The sequence below is a fragment of the Paenibacillus alkalitolerans genome (assembly GCF_016482785.1).
GTDB lineage: Bacteria > Bacillota > Bacilli > Paenibacillales > YIM-B00363 > Paenibacillus_AE > Paenibacillus_AE alkalitolerans.
The window spans coordinates 183790-203362 of the sequence record NZ_JAEMXM010000003.1; the positions used below are offsets into that span (position 1 = coordinate 183790).

16 protein-coding genes are annotated in these 19573 nt (G+C 52.4%); 13 read left to right on the forward strand and 3 right to left on the reverse strand.

The window, feature by feature from the left end; all coding sequences use genetic code 11:
* The first annotated feature begins 102 nt into the window (after positions 1–102).
* The 7 genes from JET16_RS07545 (at position 103) to JET16_RS07575 (ending at position 10304) form a co-directional block, all read left to right on the forward strand.
* Positions 103–1842 carry a sensor histidine kinase gene (locus JET16_RS07545; protein WP_325176632.1) on the forward strand — a complete coding sequence of 580 codons (1740 nt, stop codon included), beginning with the start codon at positions 103–105 and terminating at the stop codon, positions 1840–1842.
* 57 nt (positions 1843–1899) lie between these two features.
* On the forward strand, positions 1900–3480 hold the full coding sequence (locus JET16_RS07550) for a response regulator (RefSeq protein WP_199615385.1): 1581 nt from the start codon (positions 1900–1902) through the stop codon (positions 3478–3480).
* Positions 3481–3585: 105 nt separating this feature from the next.
* Positions 3586–5292, forward strand: a complete 1707-nt coding sequence (locus tag JET16_RS07555; protein ID WP_199615200.1) for a type 2 periplasmic-binding domain-containing protein — start codon at positions 3586–3588, stop codon at positions 5290–5292.
* 60 nt (positions 5293–5352) lie between these two features.
* Complete coding sequence (locus JET16_RS07560; RefSeq protein ID WP_199615201.1) at positions 5353–6249, forward strand: ABC transporter permease; 897 nt, start codon at positions 5353–5355, stop codon at positions 6247–6249.
* 18 nt (positions 6250–6267) lie between these two features.
* The gene (locus JET16_RS07565; protein ID WP_199615202.1) at positions 6268–7146 is read left to right on the forward strand and encodes a carbohydrate ABC transporter permease; all 879 of its coding nucleotides are present in this window, start codon (positions 6268–6270) and stop codon (positions 7144–7146) included.
* A gap of 30 nt (positions 7147–7176) precedes the next feature.
* The gene (locus JET16_RS07570) at positions 7177–8211 is read left to right on the forward strand and encodes a glycoside hydrolase family 53 protein (protein WP_199615203.1); all 1035 of its coding nucleotides are present in this window, start codon (positions 7177–7179) and stop codon (positions 8209–8211) included.
* Between the two features lie 17 nt (positions 8212–8228).
* Positions 8229–10304 carry a beta-galactosidase gene (locus JET16_RS07575; RefSeq protein WP_199615204.1) on the forward strand — a complete coding sequence of 692 codons (2076 nt, stop codon included), beginning with the start codon at positions 8229–8231 and terminating at the stop codon, positions 10302–10304.
* A gap of 568 nt (positions 10305–10872) precedes the next feature.
* Here JET16_RS07575 and JET16_RS07580 read toward each other — a convergent pair.
* A complete protein-coding gene (locus tag JET16_RS07580; protein WP_199615205.1) occupies positions 10873–11457 on the reverse strand; it encodes a sterol desaturase family protein in 585 nt (194 codons plus the stop codon).
* Between the two features lie 133 nt (positions 11458–11590).
* Here JET16_RS07580 and JET16_RS07585 point away from each other — a divergent pair, with 133 nt between their 5' ends.
* The 6 genes from JET16_RS07585 (at position 11591) to cyoD (ending at position 17397) form a co-directional block, all read left to right on the forward strand.
* Positions 11591–12832, forward strand: a complete 1242-nt coding sequence (locus JET16_RS07585; RefSeq protein WP_199615206.1) for a molybdopterin-dependent oxidoreductase — start codon at positions 11591–11593, stop codon at positions 12830–12832.
* Between the two features lie 107 nt (positions 12833–12939).
* Positions 12940–13182, forward strand: coding sequence for a hypothetical protein (locus tag JET16_RS07590; RefSeq protein ID WP_199615207.1), 243 nt, complete (start codon positions 12940–12942; stop codon positions 13180–13182).
* 322 nt (positions 13183–13504) lie between these two features.
* Positions 13505–14452, forward strand: coding sequence for a ubiquinol oxidase subunit II (cyoA, locus tag JET16_RS07595; RefSeq protein ID WP_199615386.1), 948 nt, complete (start codon positions 13505–13507; stop codon positions 14450–14452).
* Between the two features lie 23 nt (positions 14453–14475).
* Positions 14476–16446, forward strand: a complete 1971-nt coding sequence (locus tag JET16_RS07600) for a cbb3-type cytochrome c oxidase subunit I (RefSeq protein ID WP_199615208.1) — start codon at positions 14476–14478, stop codon at positions 16444–16446.
* Positions 16446–17072 (forward strand): cytochrome o ubiquinol oxidase subunit III, encoded by a 627-nt coding sequence (gene cyoC / locus JET16_RS07605; protein WP_199615209.1) that lies wholly within the window; start codon positions 16446–16448, stop codon positions 17070–17072. Before JET16_RS07600 ends, cyoC begins: the two co-directional genes overlap by 1 nt.
* Position 17073: 1 nt before the next feature.
* Entirely contained in the window at positions 17074–17397 is a 324-nt protein-coding gene (gene cyoD, locus JET16_RS07610) for a cytochrome o ubiquinol oxidase subunit IV (RefSeq protein ID WP_199615210.1), read from the forward strand.
* A 324-nt stretch (positions 17398–17721) separates the two neighbouring features.
* On the opposite strand, the gene JET16_RS07615 is transcribed toward cyoD, so the two are convergent.
* Positions 17722–18591 (reverse strand): transglutaminase family protein, encoded by an 870-nt coding sequence (locus tag JET16_RS07615; RefSeq protein WP_199615211.1) that lies wholly within the window; start codon positions 18589–18591, stop codon positions 17722–17724.
* On the reverse strand, positions 18588–19562 hold the full coding sequence (locus tag JET16_RS07620) for an alpha-E domain-containing protein (protein WP_199615212.1): 975 nt from the start codon (positions 19560–19562) through the stop codon (positions 18588–18590). Before JET16_RS07620 ends, JET16_RS07615 begins: the two co-directional genes overlap by 4 nt.
* Between the last annotated feature and the right edge of the window lie 11 nt (positions 19563–19573).

The following is a 19573-nucleotide window of genomic DNA, read 5'->3' on the forward strand; positions in this document are numbered from 1 at the left end:
CCGGGGGTCCGTTTCATTGCCATGAAAAACTAGTTTCTTAACTTGTCGCTAATATCCTACAATGGAGGTGTTATCGACATTTTCCGACAAGGCGTGGATGCCATGATGCCAAGAAACAATTTGTTCACGAAAATTCTTATACTGATCGTCATCATGCTCGTGCCGATTGTGGGCCTCTATTTTTATTCGAATAAAACCGGCACCGATGTGCTGAGGGACGAGCTCAACAAATCGAACATAAATCAACTGATCTTCTTCCAGGACCAAGTTAATACGGATATCGACCTGTTGGCGATGTGGACGAATTTGCTCATTCAAGATCCCGACATATCGAGTTTCAAGAATATATTCGAGTACAGCGAATATATGGACTTGGACAAGATCGAGCTTATTAAGCGGATCCAGACCAAAATCAGGATTCAAGAGAGCTCGTCCGACTGGAACAGCAAGGTATATATTTATTCTCCCAAATTACAAAGAGTCGTATCCGTAAACGATGTGAAGACGTATGACGACACCGATTTAAAGCAGGAGCTCGAACAAGGCTGGCAGGTGAAGAAGACGGGCGGCGATCCGGAATGGTTTCTGTTTTCCTGGTTTACCGTGACCCCGTACTCCTCGTTCAACACTCCAGAGAAAGCGAACTTGGTCATTGAAGTACAATTCGACAGCGTCAATATAACGAAAATGCTCGATAAATTTAAGAGCGACGGACGCAGGGATCCTTTGTACTATAAGAAAGAAACCGGCGTTATCTATAACCGAACGGCTGACCGGACGCTCGCCGGTCAATTGATCCAGAAATTGGAAGAACAAGAGCTGCAGAACATTGAGAACCGGACGGTGGAGATCGGCGCGGAGAAATATTTGGTCAATATCGTCCAATCCAACCGTACCGGCTGGTATTTAATCGATTACATGCCGTTATCCGATATCGTTCTGCCGATCGAAAAATCGAACCGCCTGTTCTATACTTCCGTTGCATGCTTGCTGTTGATGAGCAGTTTGGCCGCATATTTGTTATACGCGCAAGTACAGGTGCCGATAAAGAAAATGGTCGTCGCCTTCCAAAAGCTGAAGAACGCGGATTATTCGGTCCGGCTCGTTCCTAAGGGAAGCAGCGAATTCAGCTTTGTTTTTGCCAGATTTAACTCGATGGTGGCGCAAATTCAAGAGCTGTTCGAAAAGGTGTACATGGAGAAAATCCACGTGCGGGAAGCGAAGTTGAAGCAGCTGCAGTCGCAAATCAATCCGCATTTTTTCTACAATTGTTTCTCGTTCGTTTCAAGCATGGCCAAGCTGCAAAATCATCAAGCTGTTATCGCCATGTCCGAAAATTTGTCGAAGTATTACAGGTACACGACCCGGCAAGAACGGGATTTGGTGCACTTATCGGAGGAACTCGACTTCGTAACCAGTTACCTGGAAATTCAGAAGATGCGCATGAACCGGCTGCATTATTCGATCGAGCTGCCTTTCCAGATGAGAAAGCTGCCGATTCCGCCGTTAATGATACAGCCTCTGGTGGAGAACGCCGTCATACACGGGATTGAATCTCATGCCGAATCCGGCCGGGTTGCGATTACGGGCGAATGGGACGACGGCGAGGCCAGGCTGATCGTCGAAGATAACGGCAAAGGCATGAACGAAGATCAATTGCTGTCTTTGCAGCAAAAGCTGGAGCAGCCTATGGATGAACAAATGGGCTGCGGACTTTGGAATGTGCATCAACGAATGCAGCTTCGTTTCGGCGAAGGAGCGGGCATTACATTGACAACGTCGGCGTTGGGCGGAGTGAAGGCGGTTTTGCGATGGCCCAGAGATGCGGCTGATGCCGGTTAGTCAGGAGGCAACCGAAGGTTGTCCGCAAAGGCAACACCGAAGCTAGGAGGGATGAGCTTGATCGAAATATTGCTGGTGGACGATGAAACTTATGTCACGGAAAGCTTGGCCCGAACGATTCCTTGGGAGCAGATGGATATTCACAAGGTATACCAAGCAAGCTCGGCTGCCGATGCTTTACTAATATTGGAAGAGCAGTCCGTCGACATTGTCGTAACCGATATAAGGATGCCTGTAATGGACGGTTTGAAGCTGATCGAGACGATCGGACAGCGTTGGCCGCATATTCGCTGCATTTTGCTTACCGGACATTCGGATTTCGATTACGCCAAGAAGGCGATCCAATTGCAAGCGTTCGACTATATATTGAAGCCTGTGAACGACGACGAATTTATCGGCTGCGTGTCGAACGCGATCGAATCGTTGAAGGATGAGTGGAGCGAATCGGACAAATACCATCAATTGCTTTATAGCCGCAAATCCGATTTCACCGTGCTGCGCGCCAACTTGTTGAACGAACTTCTTCTCGGCCGCCGGCTATCCTCCAAGACCATAAAGGATAAGCTGAATCAGTATGAAATTCCTTTAAAAATGGAAGAAGAAGCGGTGATGATGCTGATCCTGCACGGCAAGCATTTCGCCGCCATGGATCACCACTCGGTTTCTTTGATGGAGTTCGCTGTCGGTAATATCGCGGAAGAGGTGTTTACGGACGATTTTCATGTGTGGCACAGCAAAGCTCCCCACGACTGTCTCGTGTTGATCGCGCAGGCCAAAGATCAGTTCATCCAGGAGCGCGTGCGGAAAGAGAAGCTGCAGGAGAATGTCCGCGAGCTGCAAAAGCATGTCGGCAACTATTTGAAAGGCGATATTTCCGTCATTATTACAAATTGGTTTCAGTTTCCGGACGAGCTCCCCTCGGCATACAGGTCCGGTTTGAGTTCCATGTTTGGAAACATGTTTGGGGACGAAGCGGTGGTTCCGGTGAAATCGATTGAAAGCTTATACAAGCCTCCGACGCTCATCCATCTGTTGGAATCGAAACAATGGGAGGCAGCCCGGCAAAAAATCAACGATGTATTGTCCGATATGGAGCAAACGGCATATTCGAGAGAACATTTATATGAAGTGCTGCTGTCGGTCACCAACGCGTTCATGTATATCGCTCACAAGCAGGGCCATTTCATCCATGAAATCGACCATGCCGGGATGGACTTTCTTATGGACCGGAGCATCATCCGTTCGCCGGATTCATTAAGGAACTGGGCCCTTAGCATGTTGGACAAGCTGAAAACCGAGCTGTCCGCCAACGACGAGCATACGAGAAGCTATATTATCAAGCAGGTGCAAGAGATCGTTTCCAACGATCTTGGTCACGAAACATCCGTCAAGACGATTGCCGACCGCGTATACCTGCACCCCGTGTACTTGTCTAAAATTTATAAAGCGGCAACCGGGGAAAGCCTGGGCGATTATATCATTCGGATCCGAATGGAAAGAGCTTTATACTTGCTGAAAAACACCAACAAAAAAATTTACGAGATCACCTCCGAGCTCGGATACCAAAATCCTCAATATTTTAGCAAAATGTTCAAAAAGCATTACGGGCTCACTCCTAACGAATTCCGGGACAACTAAGTGATTGCGAAAGGTGCAGAAATGTTCGATTAATGTCATAGGCCGCCGGTCCCATTCGTCCTATAATGAGCACGTAGACAAATTATTGGCGGGGGGTAATACGATTTGAAAGCCTTGACTAGAAAAGGACTGCTGCTCGCGCTCAGTATGATTATGGTGTTGACCGTGCTTGCCGCGTGCTCCGGCAAGACGGCCGAATCCGGCGGCGAAGCTCCTTCGGGGGAGACGCAAGCGGGAACGGAGACGGAAACGGAAACGGCAGGCGGCGAATTAAAAGAGAAATACGACCCGCCGGTTACGATTACGACGGTTTGGGGCATCGACCCGGCGCTGAAATTCAAGAACGGCGAAACGATTGAAAACAACGTAGCGACCAAGTGGGCATCGGACACGTTCGGCATCAATATCAAGTCGCTGTGGTCCGTAACCGACACGAACGGCGCGTTCGCGACGAAGATGAGGCTGTCGATGTCGTCGGTGCAAGAGATGCCGGATGTCGTCACGATCGGCGACGCGCAGCTGGCGCAAGACTTGATCGACTCGGGCCTCTTTATGGAAGTCGGCCCGTTGTTCGACAAGTACGCGTCGGACAAGTGGAAAGCGGCGATGGACTTGGATCCGAACGTATGGAATCCGTACATCCGCGACGGAAAGAAGATGGGTATTCCGGTATTGGATTACGCTTACAACCACGACTACTTGTTGTGGATCCGCCAGGACTGGCTGGACAAGCTCGGAATGCAGGCGCCGAAGACGCTTGACGAGCTGGAAGCGTTGATGGACGCGTTCAAAAACAAAAATCCGGACGGATTGGCTCCGGACAAAGTCGTTCCGCTGAGCATCGGCTTTAAGGACACGATGAATACTTGGATGGGCGATCCGTCTTGGGTGTTCGGCGCGTTCGGCACCATTCCGAACCAATGGAACTTGGGCGCCGACGGCAAATTGGAATACGGCTCGATCAATCCGGGCATGAAGCAAGGTTTGCAGAAATTGAACGAGTGGCACGGCAAAGGGTACATCCCGCAAGAGGCGGCGCTTTGGGACGCGAACAAGACGGCCGAACCGGCGGTCGCCGGCACGGCGGGCATTATCCCCGGTCCGTACTGGATGAGCGGCTGGCCGCTGCAGGACACGGCGAAGAATGTTGAGCATGCGGTATGGAAGCCGTACGCCATTCCGGCGGGTCCGGACGGAAAAGCGGGACGCCACGGAACGCATTTCACCAATGGCGTCACGTTGATCAACAAAAACATGAAAAATCCGGAAGCGCTGTTTACGTACCAAAACTACTTGTTTGAGAATATGGCGGATCCGCAGCCGGGCGGCCCGTTCGATCTCGGGTTGTTCAAGGGATACGATTACGATCTCGACGCGGACGGCAAACCGGTATACGGCGACAACGTTCCCGGCGGTTCCGTCAATGCGGTGCGCTACTTGTTGATCCGCGACGGCGCACGTATTCCCGATGCGCAGATGAAAGCGCTGATGAATTTGGCCGACGGCAAAGAGCCGGTAACGAAGCTGGAGAAAGAAGTGAAAAATAACTACGGTCCGGAAACTCCGGCCGCGGCGAAGGTCGTGCTTGAACAAGACGATATTTCGATGAAAAACTTGTTCACCGGTCCGCCTACGGAGACGATGAAGTCGAAGATGGATTACTTGAACAAGCTGGAAAACCAGACGTTCAATGAAATCATTTACGGCCAAAAGAACGCGGATGCATTCGATCAGTTCGTTCAGACGTGGAAATCGTCCGGCGGCGAGCAAATTACGAATGAAGCGAATGAATGGTACGCGAATTTGAAATGATGATCCGATGGGAGCGGCCTGTACGTCAGGCCGCTCCTGCTACTACAGGGGGAACAGCGAATGAGACAGTTGCGTAGAAATTGGCCTTTCCACCTTATGATATTGCCTTCCCTATTGTTTTTGGTTGTGTTCAATTATATCCCTATGGCGGGCATCGTCATGGCGTTTCAAGATTATAAGCCGTGGTTCGGCATTGCGGGCTCGGAATGGGTCGGATTCGACAATTTCCGATATTTATTTGAAAGGCAAGACAGCCTTCAGGTCATTATGAACACGCTGATCATCGCCGTATTGAAAATCGTGTTCAACCTGATCGTTCCCTTCACGTTCGCCATATTCTTGAATGAAGTCCGCAAGCGGTTTTTCAAAAGCTTCGTGCAGACGCTGGTATATTTGCCGCACTTTCTTTCGTGGGTCATCCTCGGCGGAATATTGTTGAACATTCTCTCGACCGACGGCGGCTTCGTCAACCGGGTATTGGTGTCGCTGTTCGGAATCGAGCCGATCTTCTTCTTGGGCGACGGCGATTGGTTCCGGTTCACGGTCGTCGTATCGGATATATGGAAGGAGTTCGGATACGGCGCTATCGTATTTTTGGCGGCGCTCGCCAATGTGAACCCTTCGTTGTACGAAGCGGCGGAGGTGGACGGCGCGAGCCGGTTGAAGCAGACGCTTCACATCACCGTTCCGTCCATGATTCCGATAGCGGTCGTCGTCGGCACTTTGTCTTTGGGGAACATTTTGAATGCGGGCTTCGACCAGATTTTCAACTTGTATAACCCTCTCGTGTACCAGAAAGGCGACATCATCGACACGTTCGTGTACCGTACCGCGATACTCAACGGGGAAATGGGCTTCGGTACGGCGATCGGCCTCTTTAAATCGGTGATCGGCATGATACTGATCGTCATCTCGTACAGGTTCGCATACAAGCTGGCGAACTATCGGATTTTCTAAAGAAAGGAGAGGGATTCGATGTATCACAAGACATTGTCCTACCGTGTGTTCACCGTGTTCAATACATGCTCTTTGTTAGCGTTGTCGCTGATCTGCATCATTCCGCTGCTCCACGTGCTGGCCGTCTCGTTAAGCGCCAAATCGGCGGCGGATGCGAACCTGGTCGCGCTATGGCCGGTGAACTTCACGCTGGAAGCTTACAACAAGACCATCTCGAACCCGATCTTCTTGAATTCGATATGGGTATCGGTCAAGCGGACGGTGCTGGGTACGGGTCTTACGCTGCTGTTGGCGTTTCTCGCCGCTTATCCGTTATCTAAAGAAGAGTCGGCGTTCAAGGGAAGAACGGTTTACGCTTGGATATTCGTATTTACGATGATTTTTAACGGAGGCCTTGTTCCGTTCTACACGGTCATCCGGGAGCTTGGTCTCGTCGATAATTTCTGGGTGCTGGTGCTGCCGGGGGCGGTCAACGTCTGGTTAACGATCCTGCTGTTGAATTTCTTTCGCGGGGTGCCGAAGGAGCTTGAGGAAGCGGCGCTGATTGACGGCGCCGGCCACTTGCGGACGCTGTTCAGCATATATCTTCCCGTGTCGCTGCCGGCAATCGCCACGCTGGCGCTGTTCAGCATGGTGTTCCATTGGAACTCTTGGTTCGACGGACTTCTGTATTTGAGCAAGCCGCAGGATTATCCGTTGGCTACGTATTTGCAGACCGTAATTATCGCGAAGGACATGAGCTCGATGAGCATCAATCCGCAGGAGATGGAGCTGCTTTCGCAGAAAACGATTAACGCGGCGCAAATTTTCATCGGGGCGCTGCCGATATTGCTCGTATATCCGTTCTTGCAAAAGTTTTTCGTCAAAGGCTTGGTGCTCGGTTCGGTGAAAGAGTGATTGTTGCGTGGAGAAGGGAGTGGGGTTTAGATGGCATTTTTCAAAGGGATGGACGTATCGTTCCTCGATGAAATAGAGCAGACGAGCGGCGCCGTGTTTTCCGATGGCGGTGGGCAGGCCGACTGCTTGGAAATTATGAAGCGAAACGGAGTGAACTCGATCCGGCTGCGGATTTGGAACGAGCCTCCCCGCATGTTCTGCAATTTGGACCGAACGGTCGCGATGGCGAAGCGCATCAAGGCGCACGGCTTTCATTTCCTGCTCGATTTTCATTATTCGGATATGTGGGCCGATCCCGGTAAGCAGAACAAACCTCGCGCTTGGGAGAATCTCGGTTTCGAGGAATTGAAGGATGCGGTTTATAAGTATACCGGGCAGGTCATGACCGCGTTGAAAGAGGCGGACGCGCAGCCGGATATGGTGCAGATCGGCAACGAGATTACTCCCGGCATGCTGTGGAACGACGGCAAGGTGGACGGCGAATTCGATACGGACGGGCAGTGGGGGAAATTGTCCGCGCTTGTGAAGTCCGGCATTGAGGCGGCGAAAGCGGTGCATCCGGATGTTAATATTATGATCCATATCGACCGGGGCGGAGACAATGCGTCGAGCGTGAAGTTTTACGACCAATTTGAGCGGCTCGGTGTGGATTTCGACACGATCGGTCTCTCTTTCTATCCGTGGTGGCACGGGACGCTGGAAGACTTGCGGATGAATCTGGCGGACTTGGCAATCCGGTACGGGAAAGATATTATCGTAGTAGAAACCGCTTACCCTTGGACGATCGAGCCGAAGGAAGGCTTGGGCTTTATCGTTGCCGCCGAAGATCAGCTGCATGCGGGCTATCCGGCTACTGTGGAGGGACAAGCGAACTACTTGAGAGATTTTATTGCCGTCGTTCAAGAGACGCCGGAAGGGAGAGGGATCGGTTTCCATTGGTGGGAGCCGTGTTGGGTTCCGGCGAAAGAGGATTGGTCGGTAGGGCATGCCAATAACTGGTCCAATCTCACGCTGTTTGATTTTGAAGGGCGAAAACTGAAATCGCTAGAGGCACTTAAGGAGTAAAAGGGGAGCAGCATACTATGACAGTGAAACGTTATCCGCCGATCAGCGGCAAACTGCCTGTATTTATGCACGGCGCGGACTATAACCCGGATCAATGGCAGCACAGACCGGATGTGCTGGAGGAAGATATCCGGCTCATGAAGCTGGCCAAGACGAACGTCATGGCGGTCGGCATATTTGCATGGGCGGCGCTCGAGCCGGAAGAAGGCGTGTTTACGTTCGATTGGCTGGATCGGACGCTTGACCGGTTTGCGGCGAACGGGCTTTATGCGTGGCTCGCGACTCCAAGCGGCGCAAGGCCGGCTTGGATGTCGGAGAAGTATCCGGAGGTGCTTCGCGTCGGCGCGAACCGCGTCCGCAATTTGCACGGCGCAAGGCACAACCATTGCTATACATCGCCGGTATACCGCGAGAAGACGGCGGTCATGAACGGCAAGCTGGCCGAACGATACGCGCATCATCCCGCGGTTGTCGGCTGGCACATCTCCAACGAATACGGCGGAGAATGCCATTGCCCGTACTGCCAGGACGCGTTCCGCGATTGGCTGAAGCGGAAATACGGCACTTTGGACGCGCTGAATCACGCTTGGTGGGCGGCGTTCTGGAGCCATACGTATACGTCCTGGGAGCAAATCGAATCCCCGGCTCCGCACGGCGAGAAGATGGTGCACGCGATGAATTTGGATTGGAGACGGTTCGTCACCGATCAGACGGTCGACTTCTGCCGCCACGAAATCGCCCCGCTGAGAGCAGCGAATCCGGAACTCCCGGTTACGACGAATATGATGGATTTGTTCGATGGGCTTGATTATAGGCGGTTCGCCGATGTAGTGGATGTCGTGTCTTGGGACGCGTATCCGATGTGGCATGATGCGGGTGGTGAAGGCGAGGGGAAGACGGCGGCATGGTTCTCGTTCAATCATGATTTGTTCCGCTCGTTGAAAGGCGGGCAGCCTTTCATGCTGATGGAGAGCACGCCCAGCTTGACGAACTGGCAGGCGGTGAGCAAGCTGAAGCGGCCGGGAATGCACAAGCTTTCTTCTTTACACGCCGTGGCCCACGGGTCCGATACGGTACAATATTTTCAATGGCGCAAGAGCCGCGGCTCGAGCGAGAAGTTCCACGGCGCGGTCGTCGACCATGCCGGCCATGAGCATACGCGGGTGTTTCGGGACGTAACGGAAGTCGGGGACACGTTGGAACGGTTGCGCGACGTGTTGGGTACGTCGGTGGATGCGCAAGTCGCGATCATATTCGACTGGGACAACCGCTGGGCGGTGAAAGACGCGCAAGGGCCGCGCAACATGGGCGTACATTTCGAGGATACCGTTGTGCAGCATTACAAAGCGTTCTGGGAACTCGGCGTTCCGGTGGATGTTATCGGTCGGCATGATGATTTGTCGAAATATAAGCTGCTGGTCGCGCCCATGATGTACATGGTGGATGAGGCGGCGGGGAAGCGGATCGAGCAATTTGTCGGCGGAGGCGGAACGTTCGTAACAACATATTGGTCCGGCATTGTCGACGAGAACGACTTATGCCATCTCGCTGGTTTCCCGGGGCCGCTTCGCAAGACGCTCGGCATCTGGTCAGAAGAGATCGACGGGCTGCACGATCATGACAAGAACGGTTTGGTATTCTTGGATGGGAATGCGCTCGGGTTAACCGGCGAGTTCGCGTCGCATGAGCTTTGCGACTTGATTCATCTTGAAGGGGCGGAAGCTCTGGCCGTTTATGCGGACGATTTCTACGCAGGCCGGCCCGCGCTGACCGTTCATTCGTTCGGGAGAGGGAAGGCGTACTATCTTACGACGAGAGCGAAAGAGCCGTTCTATGATTTGTTTTACAAGAGGCTTGTCGCGGAAGCGGGTATCAAGCGGGCGGTGGACGCGGATCTGCCTGCGGGCGTAACGGCTCAAGTGCGCACGGACGGAACGAACGATTATGTGTTCTGGCTGAACTTCAGCGGCAAAGAACAGAAGATTGCGCTGGATAATCTTCGGTACACCGATATGGAATCCGGCGAGGCCGTCGGCCCGGAAGTGACGATTCCGCTGCACGGGGTCCGGATTTTGAGACGGACGGCGTTATGATGCTGCGCTTCAACTGAAAAAAAGAAGGCTGTCGATTACATTCATTACGGTAGAAGTGTGAATGGTTCGAGAGCCTTTTTTGTTGATCAATCCCGCCGTGACATCCGTTTCGAACTCCTTTATGAGCACTATACCTATGGTTCAGATAAACCGATTGAGCGATTTGCTATGACCTCTATTTCGACTCCTCTTTGCAGGTCCTATCCCTATGTTCCAAATAAAGCACCGTGATTTCCCTCCAATAGTAACACTCTTGCGGGCACTATCCCTGACGTTCAGAAAATGGCAAAGGCCGCGGCCGAGATGCAGGAAGTGTGAAAAAATAACAGGATCTAGGTTCTCTCCGCATGGAAGACAATGCCAAACTAATGTTCGCATCATAACATATGTTAGGGATAAATTTACAACTTATGAGCTACGGGGAGAGTGTGCGCAAGAGGATACGAAACGTGAAGTCGGAACCGCTGCATTCGACGGATGGCGTGTGAAGGGTGGTTAGGTAAATGTACAGCGGTAAAAGATGACGCTCTGCATTCGGGATGGCTAAGCATGCTGACGCAGCCGCCTATCATCCTTGAACTGACTTAGACGTAGTCTCCTCCGATTTTGAAGCGGAGTCGCTTCTGAACAACATATCGAGAAAAGGATTCGAAACCCCATACCAACCGTCCGGATTCTTTGAATGGTGGCGAAGGTGCCATTTGCGCATGAATTTCCCCCAAGGAGTTAACGGTTTGACCGGGCTGTGCGCGGCGTAATGCTGCCACTGGTAAAACATCTGGCATACGCTCGCCCCAAAGACGACAGCCGAAGCCGTATATGCGTCTTGCGCGGCAACATAACTAACCCCGAACAGGATTGCATAACCGGCCAAGTCATACCGGACGGGACCGAACAAATATTTAGCGTCGTTGGGATAACGGTGATGCAAAATATGCCCTTCATAAGCGGAAGGCCAAACACCGGGAAACTCATGCAGCAGGAAGCGGTGGACGATATATTCAAGAGTCAAGAAAATTGAACCGCCCACGATGGCGCCGATCCATACGGAAGCTGTCGAGATCGAGCCGTACATACCGCAAAAGCTTACAAGCATGACAAAAGCCAGGAAAACAATTAAACGATGCCCAAAAAAATGTCGAACCCGGCCCATTATTCCCCACCTCATAAACATTAAAGATCGCTCATATTTAATGGTATGAAATGTAAGTCGCTTTGTCGAGAAAAAAATGAGCTGTTAGTTGGATTTTTTTAGTAGAATAGATGTAGAAGGAGGCGGCTTGCCAATGAGAAATCTTCTGGGCGCCATCCGCAAAGATTACGGCAAAAAGCTCGCGTCTCTCCATGCTTGGAACGGCTGGATCGTCGTTGTTCTTTCTTTGACCGGATTAGTGCTGCTGGCGGGGTTTTGGCGGGGAGTGCTCGGAGAGGGAAGAGTTTGGATCAAATGGCTGCACATCGCCGTCGGGCTCGTATCGATAGTGCCTGTAGTATACTATTTGTTCCTCGCGGGAAAGCATTGGAAGCAGCTCAAAGGCAAGCCTTGGCAGCGTTTCAATGTGCTCGTCGTGCTGGCGCTTTTGACGGGCTGGTTTGTCTCGGGCGTCGTCTTGTGGCAATACAAAGCTGCGGGACCGGCGCTGTCGAATTCCGCTCTCCTGATTCATGACTTGCTTACGTGGTTCGGTCTTCCTTATATCATATATCATGCCGTTACCCGCACGAAGTGGCTGAAAGAGCCGCACCGCCGGACCGTTGAATACGTTCGAAAAAAAGAGGAGCTTCATCCGGCGGCAGGAGCGCAACCGCTGTACACACGGAGAGCATTCATCCGTTGGATGGTCGGCGCAGGGCTGGCTGTCACGCTCGGCCCATCGTTCCTGAAATGGCTTGGAGGCATCATCGGCGGTGCGGTCGGGAGCGCCCCGACGATGGACGAACTGGTGCGCAACGACGCCAACAAACTCATTCCCGCTCCCGAACCGCTGCCGGCATCTTTGCCTCCGGCAGGAGGAGGCGCCAAAGGGTACTTCCGAGTATATACGGTTACTAAAATTCCTGCGTTCACGAATGAAAACTGGTCGTTTACAATCGACGGGCTGGTGGACCGCAAGCTCCAATGGGATTGGACGCAATTTGTCGAATTGAAGCGGAAGGTTCAGGTCAGCGATTTTCACTGCATCACAGGCTGGTCGGTATATAACAATACTTGGGAAGGGATTCCGCTGCGGGAGCTGCTCGAGCAAGCCGGTGTGCAGCCGAACGCAAAGACAGTCAAGCTTTATTCCGGCGACGGGGTTTATACGGATTCGTTAACGCTGGAGCAAGCGCATATGGAAGATGTTATGGTTGCCGTGATGCACGACGGCAAGCCGATTCCAAGCGATCTAGGCGGACCTGTCCGTCTCATCGTCCCGCAGATGTATGCGTACAAATCGGTCAAATGGTTGAACCGGATCGAGCTGATCGAAGACGATCACACGGGCTATTGGGAGCTGAGGGGTTACTCCAAGGATGCTTGGATTTAGAAATGTGTCGGGATTTTGATCAAAAATTGAATATTTAGTGAACAAACCGCCGGTTTTATGGTAATATAGGAGTAACAGTTGACGTTTTTGCAAAGGGAGTGCGGAATATGAGCAAAATGATGACCGGCGGGCAGTACCATTACGACGGAAGCGAAGAGAAACGGCTGTTTGCGGTAATGAACTTGATGGCTTGGATCGCGCTCTGTGTCGGGATCGTGATGAGCTTATGGAACGTAGGTCACTTCAGCGATGAGAATTTGACGCTGATGCTGGGTATCGGGTTTATGGTGGGCAGCGTGTTCATCTATACGATCGGTACGGCCATACGTTTGGCTCACAACAGGAAATAAGAAAAACTTTTATCGAAGTACATTCAAGGTAGCGGATACGTCCTTAAGCGGAAGTTTTTCTTGCAACATCAGAAAGATGTTTTCTCGTTAAAACTTATACTTTCTGATGTTATAAACAATCGAAAACACAATCCCTTCCAAGATCAATCGATTTTGGAAGGGATTTTTTTTGTTTGGCCGGAATATCGTCTAAACGGTTAACTTTATTTTACGGAAAATCGAACTTACATTGACTTCTTTGTTAACTGTACGGAAGATGAAGCGAACTTCTGCTATGGTTAAGTCAGAAGCGGTTTTTGTGAAGTACAAAGACCTCGGGGAGATGAGACCGTTGAAGAAATTACCTTATATGCGCCGCGCAGCCGCACTGCTCACATTGCTGTTGACGGTTGTCTTAACGTCCGGTTGCAGCGGACAGTTTGTCGTGCTCGACCCGAAAGGACCGATCGGCGATGCGCAAAGAGATTTGATCGTATTCGCTACGCTGCTTTGCGCTGTAGTCATCGTTCCCGTACTGATTCTAACTGCGATTATCGTGTGGCGTTACCGCGATAAGCCCGGCAGTAAAGCGTCATATAAGCCGGAATGGGAGCACAGCGCGAAGCTTGAAACGATATGGTGGGGTATCCCGGTTGTAATCATCATCATACTGGCGGCCGTTACCGTCAAATACACATACGCGCTCGAGCCGTCCAAACCGATCGTGTCGGAGAAAGATCCGATCACGATACAGGTGACGTCGCTCGACTGGAAATGGCTGTTTATGTATCCGGAGCAGGGAATCGCAACGGTTAATTACCTCAGCATTCCCGAAGACGTCCCGGTCCGGTTCGAGCTGACGTCGGACGCGCCGATGAACTCGTTCTGGATTCCGCAGCTCGGCGGCCAGATCTATACGATGTCCGGGATGGCGATGACGCTGTATTTGCAGGCGGACGAAGCCGGCGACTATTTCGGATCCGGCGCGAACTTCAGCGGGGAGCATTACGCGAAGATGAGGTTCGACGTAAAAGCCATGCCGCAAGAACAGTTTGACGCGTGGGTGAGGGAAGTGAAGGCGACTTCATCGGAGCTGACGAAGGACGGGTACGAGGCGTTGGCCGAACCCGGCGTCTCCGAACAGCAGTCGTTCTCCGCTTTCCCGGAGCAATTATTTCGCGAAATCGTGACCAAATATGCGCCTTCGGGCTCGCATCATCACGGCGGCGCACACGTAGAACCGCAGCCGCAAACGCAAGAGGAGCAGCATAGTCATCATTCGGCTCATTAATAGGCAGGAAGGGAGGGGACAGCATGTGGGAAAACATTAAACAATTCGCCTCGGAATTTTTCGTTACGGGCGATCCGTTAATTTACGGCGCGGACGTCAGCATCGCGCTGGCGACGATCTCGATCGTCTTCGTGCTTACTTATTTCAAGAAGTGGGGCTGGCTGTGGCGCGAATGGCTCACCACGGTCGATCATAAACGAATCGGCATCATGTATATCATCGCATCGATTCTGATGCTGTTCCGCGGCGGAGTCGACGCGCTCCTGATGCGGACGCAGCTTGCGCTTCCGAATATGGAGTTTTTGTCCCCGGAACACTATAACCAAATCTTTACGACGCACGGCGTTATTATGATATTGTTCATGGCGATGCCGCTCATGTTCGGTCTGTTCAATGTCGTCGTGCCGCTGCAGATCGGCGCGCGCGACGTCGCTTTCCCGTTCTTGAACGCACTCAGCTTCTGGCTGTTTTTCTGGGGAGCGATGCTGTTTAACATGTCGTTCGTTATCGGCGGTTCGCCGGATGCGGGGTGGCTCGCATATCCGCCGTTATCCGGACTGTCGCACAGCCCCGGCGTCGGACAGAACTTCTATATTTGGGGCATTCAAATATCCGGGATCGGCAGCTTGATGACCGGCATCAACTTTATCGTGACGATTTTGAAGATGCGCGCTCCAGGCATGAAATTGATGAAAATGCCGATGTTTACATGGTCGGTGCTTTCCAGCTGCATCGCGATCATCTTCGCGTTCCCGATCTTGACGGTGACGCTGGCGCTGCTGTTCATGGACCGGTTCTTCGGCGCTCATTTCTTCACGCTCGACGGCGGCGGCAATCCGATGATGTATATCAACTTGATTTGGATGTGGGGACACCCTGAAGTTTATATCGTCATTTTGCCCGCATTCGGTGTGTTTTCGGAAATTGTATCGACGTTTGCAAAGAAGAAGCTGTTCGGTTACAAATCGATGGTATTCGCGATGATGACCATCAGCATACTGTCGTTCTTTACATGGCTGCACCACTTCTTCACGATGGGCTCCGGCGCGGACGTGAATGCGTTCTTCGCGTTGACGACGATGGCGATCGCCATACCGACCGGTGTGAAGGTATTCAATTGGCTGTTTACGATGTTCCGTGGGCGCATCTCGTTCCAGACGCCGATGCTTTGGACGCTCGGCTTCATTCCTTGCTTTATCGTCGGCGGCATGACCGGCGTGCTTCTATCGGTTGCGCCGGCGGACTTCCAGTTCCATAACAGCTACTTCCTGATCGCGCACTTCCACCAGGTACTGATCGGCGGCGTCGCGTTCGGTTACTTCGCTGGATTGTATTACTGGTGGCCGAAAATATTCGGCTTCAAGCTGCACGAAGGGCTTGGCAAATGGGCGTTCTGGCTGTGGAACATCGGTTTTTATGTGTGTTTCATGCCGCAGTATGCTCTCGGTCTGATGGGCATGACGCGGCGGATCAATACGTACGGCTGGGATACGGGCTGGGCGCCGCTCAACCTCGTTTCCACCGTCGGCGGATTCTTGATGGGGATCGGATTCATTTTTCAAGTATGGCAAATCGCCCACAGCATTAAGTTTATGAAGCGGGACACCACCGGCGATCCGTGGGACGGCCGCACGCTCGAATGGTCCATTCCGTCGCCGGCGCCGTTGTATAATTTCGCGACGACGCCGCAGGTGGAAAGCCAAGACGAGTGGTGGGAGGAGAAGCGGCGCAGGGCTGCGGGCGAAGAGCCGAAGCGGCGGCCGCCGTTGGAGCCGATTCATATGCCGAAAAACTCCGCCATTCCTTTCATCATGTCGGCATGTTGGTTTTTCGCAGGGTTCGGCTTCGTCTTCAATTGGTTGTGGCTTGCGATCCCCGGCTTGACCGGCGTCGCCATCTGCATGTTGGTTCATTCGTTCAACTACGACAATGATTATTATATCCCGGTGGAGGAAATTAGACGCACCGAAGCCGCGGCAAGGGGGTCGGTATAATGGCATCGCTTCAGGCACACGCGCACTTGGACGCTCACGGTCATTCCGAATCTCACGCAGAGCATCATGACCAAGAATCGCTGCGGACGTTCGGCTTCTGGATATTTCTGATCACGGACTGTATTTTGTTCGCGACTTTGTTTGCGACGTATGCGGTGCTGCGGCTCAACACGAACGGCGGTCCCGGGCCGCATGAACTGTTCGAGATGCCCGGCGTGATCGCGGAGACGTTCATCTTGCTCACAAGCAGCTTTACCAGCGGGTTGGCGGTGCTTTCGATGAACAGGGGCAGCCGCGGCGGATTGATCGGCTGGCTTGCCGTGACCGCTCTGCTCGGCGCCGCCTTTATAACTCTCGAGGTTACCGAGTTCGTGCATATGGTGCATGAAGGGGCGACGATAAGCACAAGCGCGTTCCTGTCGGCCTTCTACACGCTTGTCGGGACGCACGGTCTTCACGTCTCGCTCGGCCTTGTCTGGATGACGGCGCTCATGATCCAGATCGCCCGCCGCGGCATCACGTCCGTAACTCGGCGCAAGGTGAACGTGATCAGCTTGTATTGGCACTTTCTTGACGTCGTATGGATCTTCGTGTTTTCGATCGTATATTTGATGGGGGTGATGTGATATGGCGGGCGGGCATTCGCAAACGCAATCGCATTCGCACGGTTCGCTGAAATCTTATATCGCAGGATTTTTGCTCTCAATCGTACTCACGATCATTCCGCTTGTCATTGTGTTGAACGGCGTATTGGAAGGCACGGCCGCCGTTGTCGTCATACTCGGCACGGCCGTTCTGCAGTTCGCCGTGCAGCTCCTCTTCTTCATGCATTTGCGCGAGGAGGAGAAGCCGCGTTACAATTTGTTGACGCTCATACTTGGACTCGTCATCGTCGTGACGGTGGTCGTCGGCTCGATCTGGATTATGACGTATAATCAGGTGGCTCACTGACGGACACGTGAAATGTTGAATAAGGGATTATGAAGGTCTTATTCATGATTGGATAAGCATTTTCATAACAGCTTAAGGGATTTTGGCGTACTTATATGACAGGAAATCGACCTGTTCACCCGCAAATACGGGAAAATAAGTACTCCAAAATCCCTTATCCATTTCATCCGCCGGGAGCAATGAACAAATAAGTACTCGAAAACCCCTTAACCCTCGGATTATGCCGTTTTCGATCGGAGGGATAAGGCTGCAAGTCGTACCCGCGGCAACGGCGCAAGGGACTCGCCGTAAAAGACTTTTGTCAGCAGCCCCGCAAGAATACCGCTACTCCAGCTTTCTCACGTCCACAACAACCGATAGCCGCTGCTCGCCTGTGCCGCGATATACGCCTTTGACCGGCACGATATCTTTATAATCCCGGCCGTGGCCTAATTTCACGTATCTTTCGCCGATCGATTCGTCGTTCGTGGGATCGAAGCCGACCCAGCCCGCGCCTGGAACGAAAGCTTCAACCCAAGCATGCGAAGCCTGTTCGAAATCGGCATTGCCGCCCTGCAAATCTCCGACAAAATGATAGCCGCTTACATACCTGACGGGAATGCCGCGGCTTCTTCCGGCCGTGATCATCAGATGGGCGAAATCCTGGCATACGCCGCGCTTCCTCATTATCATATCGGATACCTTCGTTTGCACATCGGTAGCGCTAGGATCATAAACGAATTCTTCCCGGATGCGTCCGGACAGCCGTTTCAACCATTCGTAGACGCCAAGGCCGTCCGAAGAGCCGTCCCCGTTCACAAATCCGAACACCTCCGGCGTTAGAGTCGTATACGAGGTGGGGAGCAAATATTCCGCAAACCGGTTCTGCGTTTCTTCGCCTTCCAACCAACGCCAAGCTTTATCGGCAGGAAGCTGATTTCCTTTCGCTTCGCCAACGTCTGCCGCCTTAGTCACGACCGTCATCTGCGTTCTTATCGCCAGCTGTTGATGGGGAGAGTTTACGGAGAAACAATGCACCCGGTTGCCGAAATAATCCTCGTAACTGAATAGGGAAGTGTTAGGCTCGATCATAATCGCGTGATGGTAACAGGACTGTCTTTCATTCGTGCATGGTGTCAATCTAATTTCATTGACACTGTCCGTAACCGGGCTCCCGTACCGGTATTCCGTTGCGTGCGAAATCCAAAGCTTCATGCGCTGACTTCCCCGATCCGAAAAAATGTGTTCGCAACGGCAATCCCGAGTTCTTCACAGGAGCGAAGCAGATGCGCAATTATATTTCCCTCGCGGTCAAGAAGCAGCTCTTCGCGTTCCATGCATGACAATTCCGCGAGCAGCTTGGCGGCTTGCCGTATGACCTTATTGTGGGCAGGTTTCAATGAAGCTTCCAGAAGCTCGATTCCTTTCAAATGCTCTCCCAGCTGATTCAGCGCAAATTGTACCGATCGCGGGAACAACCCGTGCAGGACAAGAAACTCCGCAATCGACTCTATGGTTACGCTGTCGGCGTAATACCGCCGAAACGCATGATAAGCGCCGACCGATTTCAGAACCGCCTGCAGATACATATAAGAATTCGCTTGTCCGTCCTCCGCAACGACGCTAACGTTCGATTGCAGTATGCGTAACGTATTTTCCGCCCGCTCCAAATATCGCCCGCATTCCATAAAGTGCCATTCATTCTCCCTCGGCATAACGGACTGAGCCGATCCGAGAAACAAGGCCGCCCATTCTTTCACCTGCAGAAAAAACCGGTGCGGGGAATCGCGCAGCAGTTCTTCCGGCCGCTTATCCCGAAGCCACAAATAAAAAGCGTTCATGACATCCCATAATTCCGCGGGCAGTTTTTCGCGAAGCGTCCGCAAATTGCTTCGAGCATGATTAACGCAGGAAAGTAAAGAGTTTTCATTGTCGGGATCGAGAGTTACGTAGTATGCGACATCGTTCTCCTTGTAAGATTCGTACCGCTGCTCGAAGACCGTTCTGCTGCCAAGCGCATCGACGATACGAACCCACTTGGCTGTAACGTCCGCGCCGCCCGCAGCAAGGAGGTCGCCGAGTTCTTCCTGCTGATGGTAATGGACATCGATCAATCTCGCATGGTTCTCCGCTCTTTCCATGTAACGGCCCACCCAAAACAGAGCTTCCGCATTACGGTTCAGCATGCGCTGTGCCT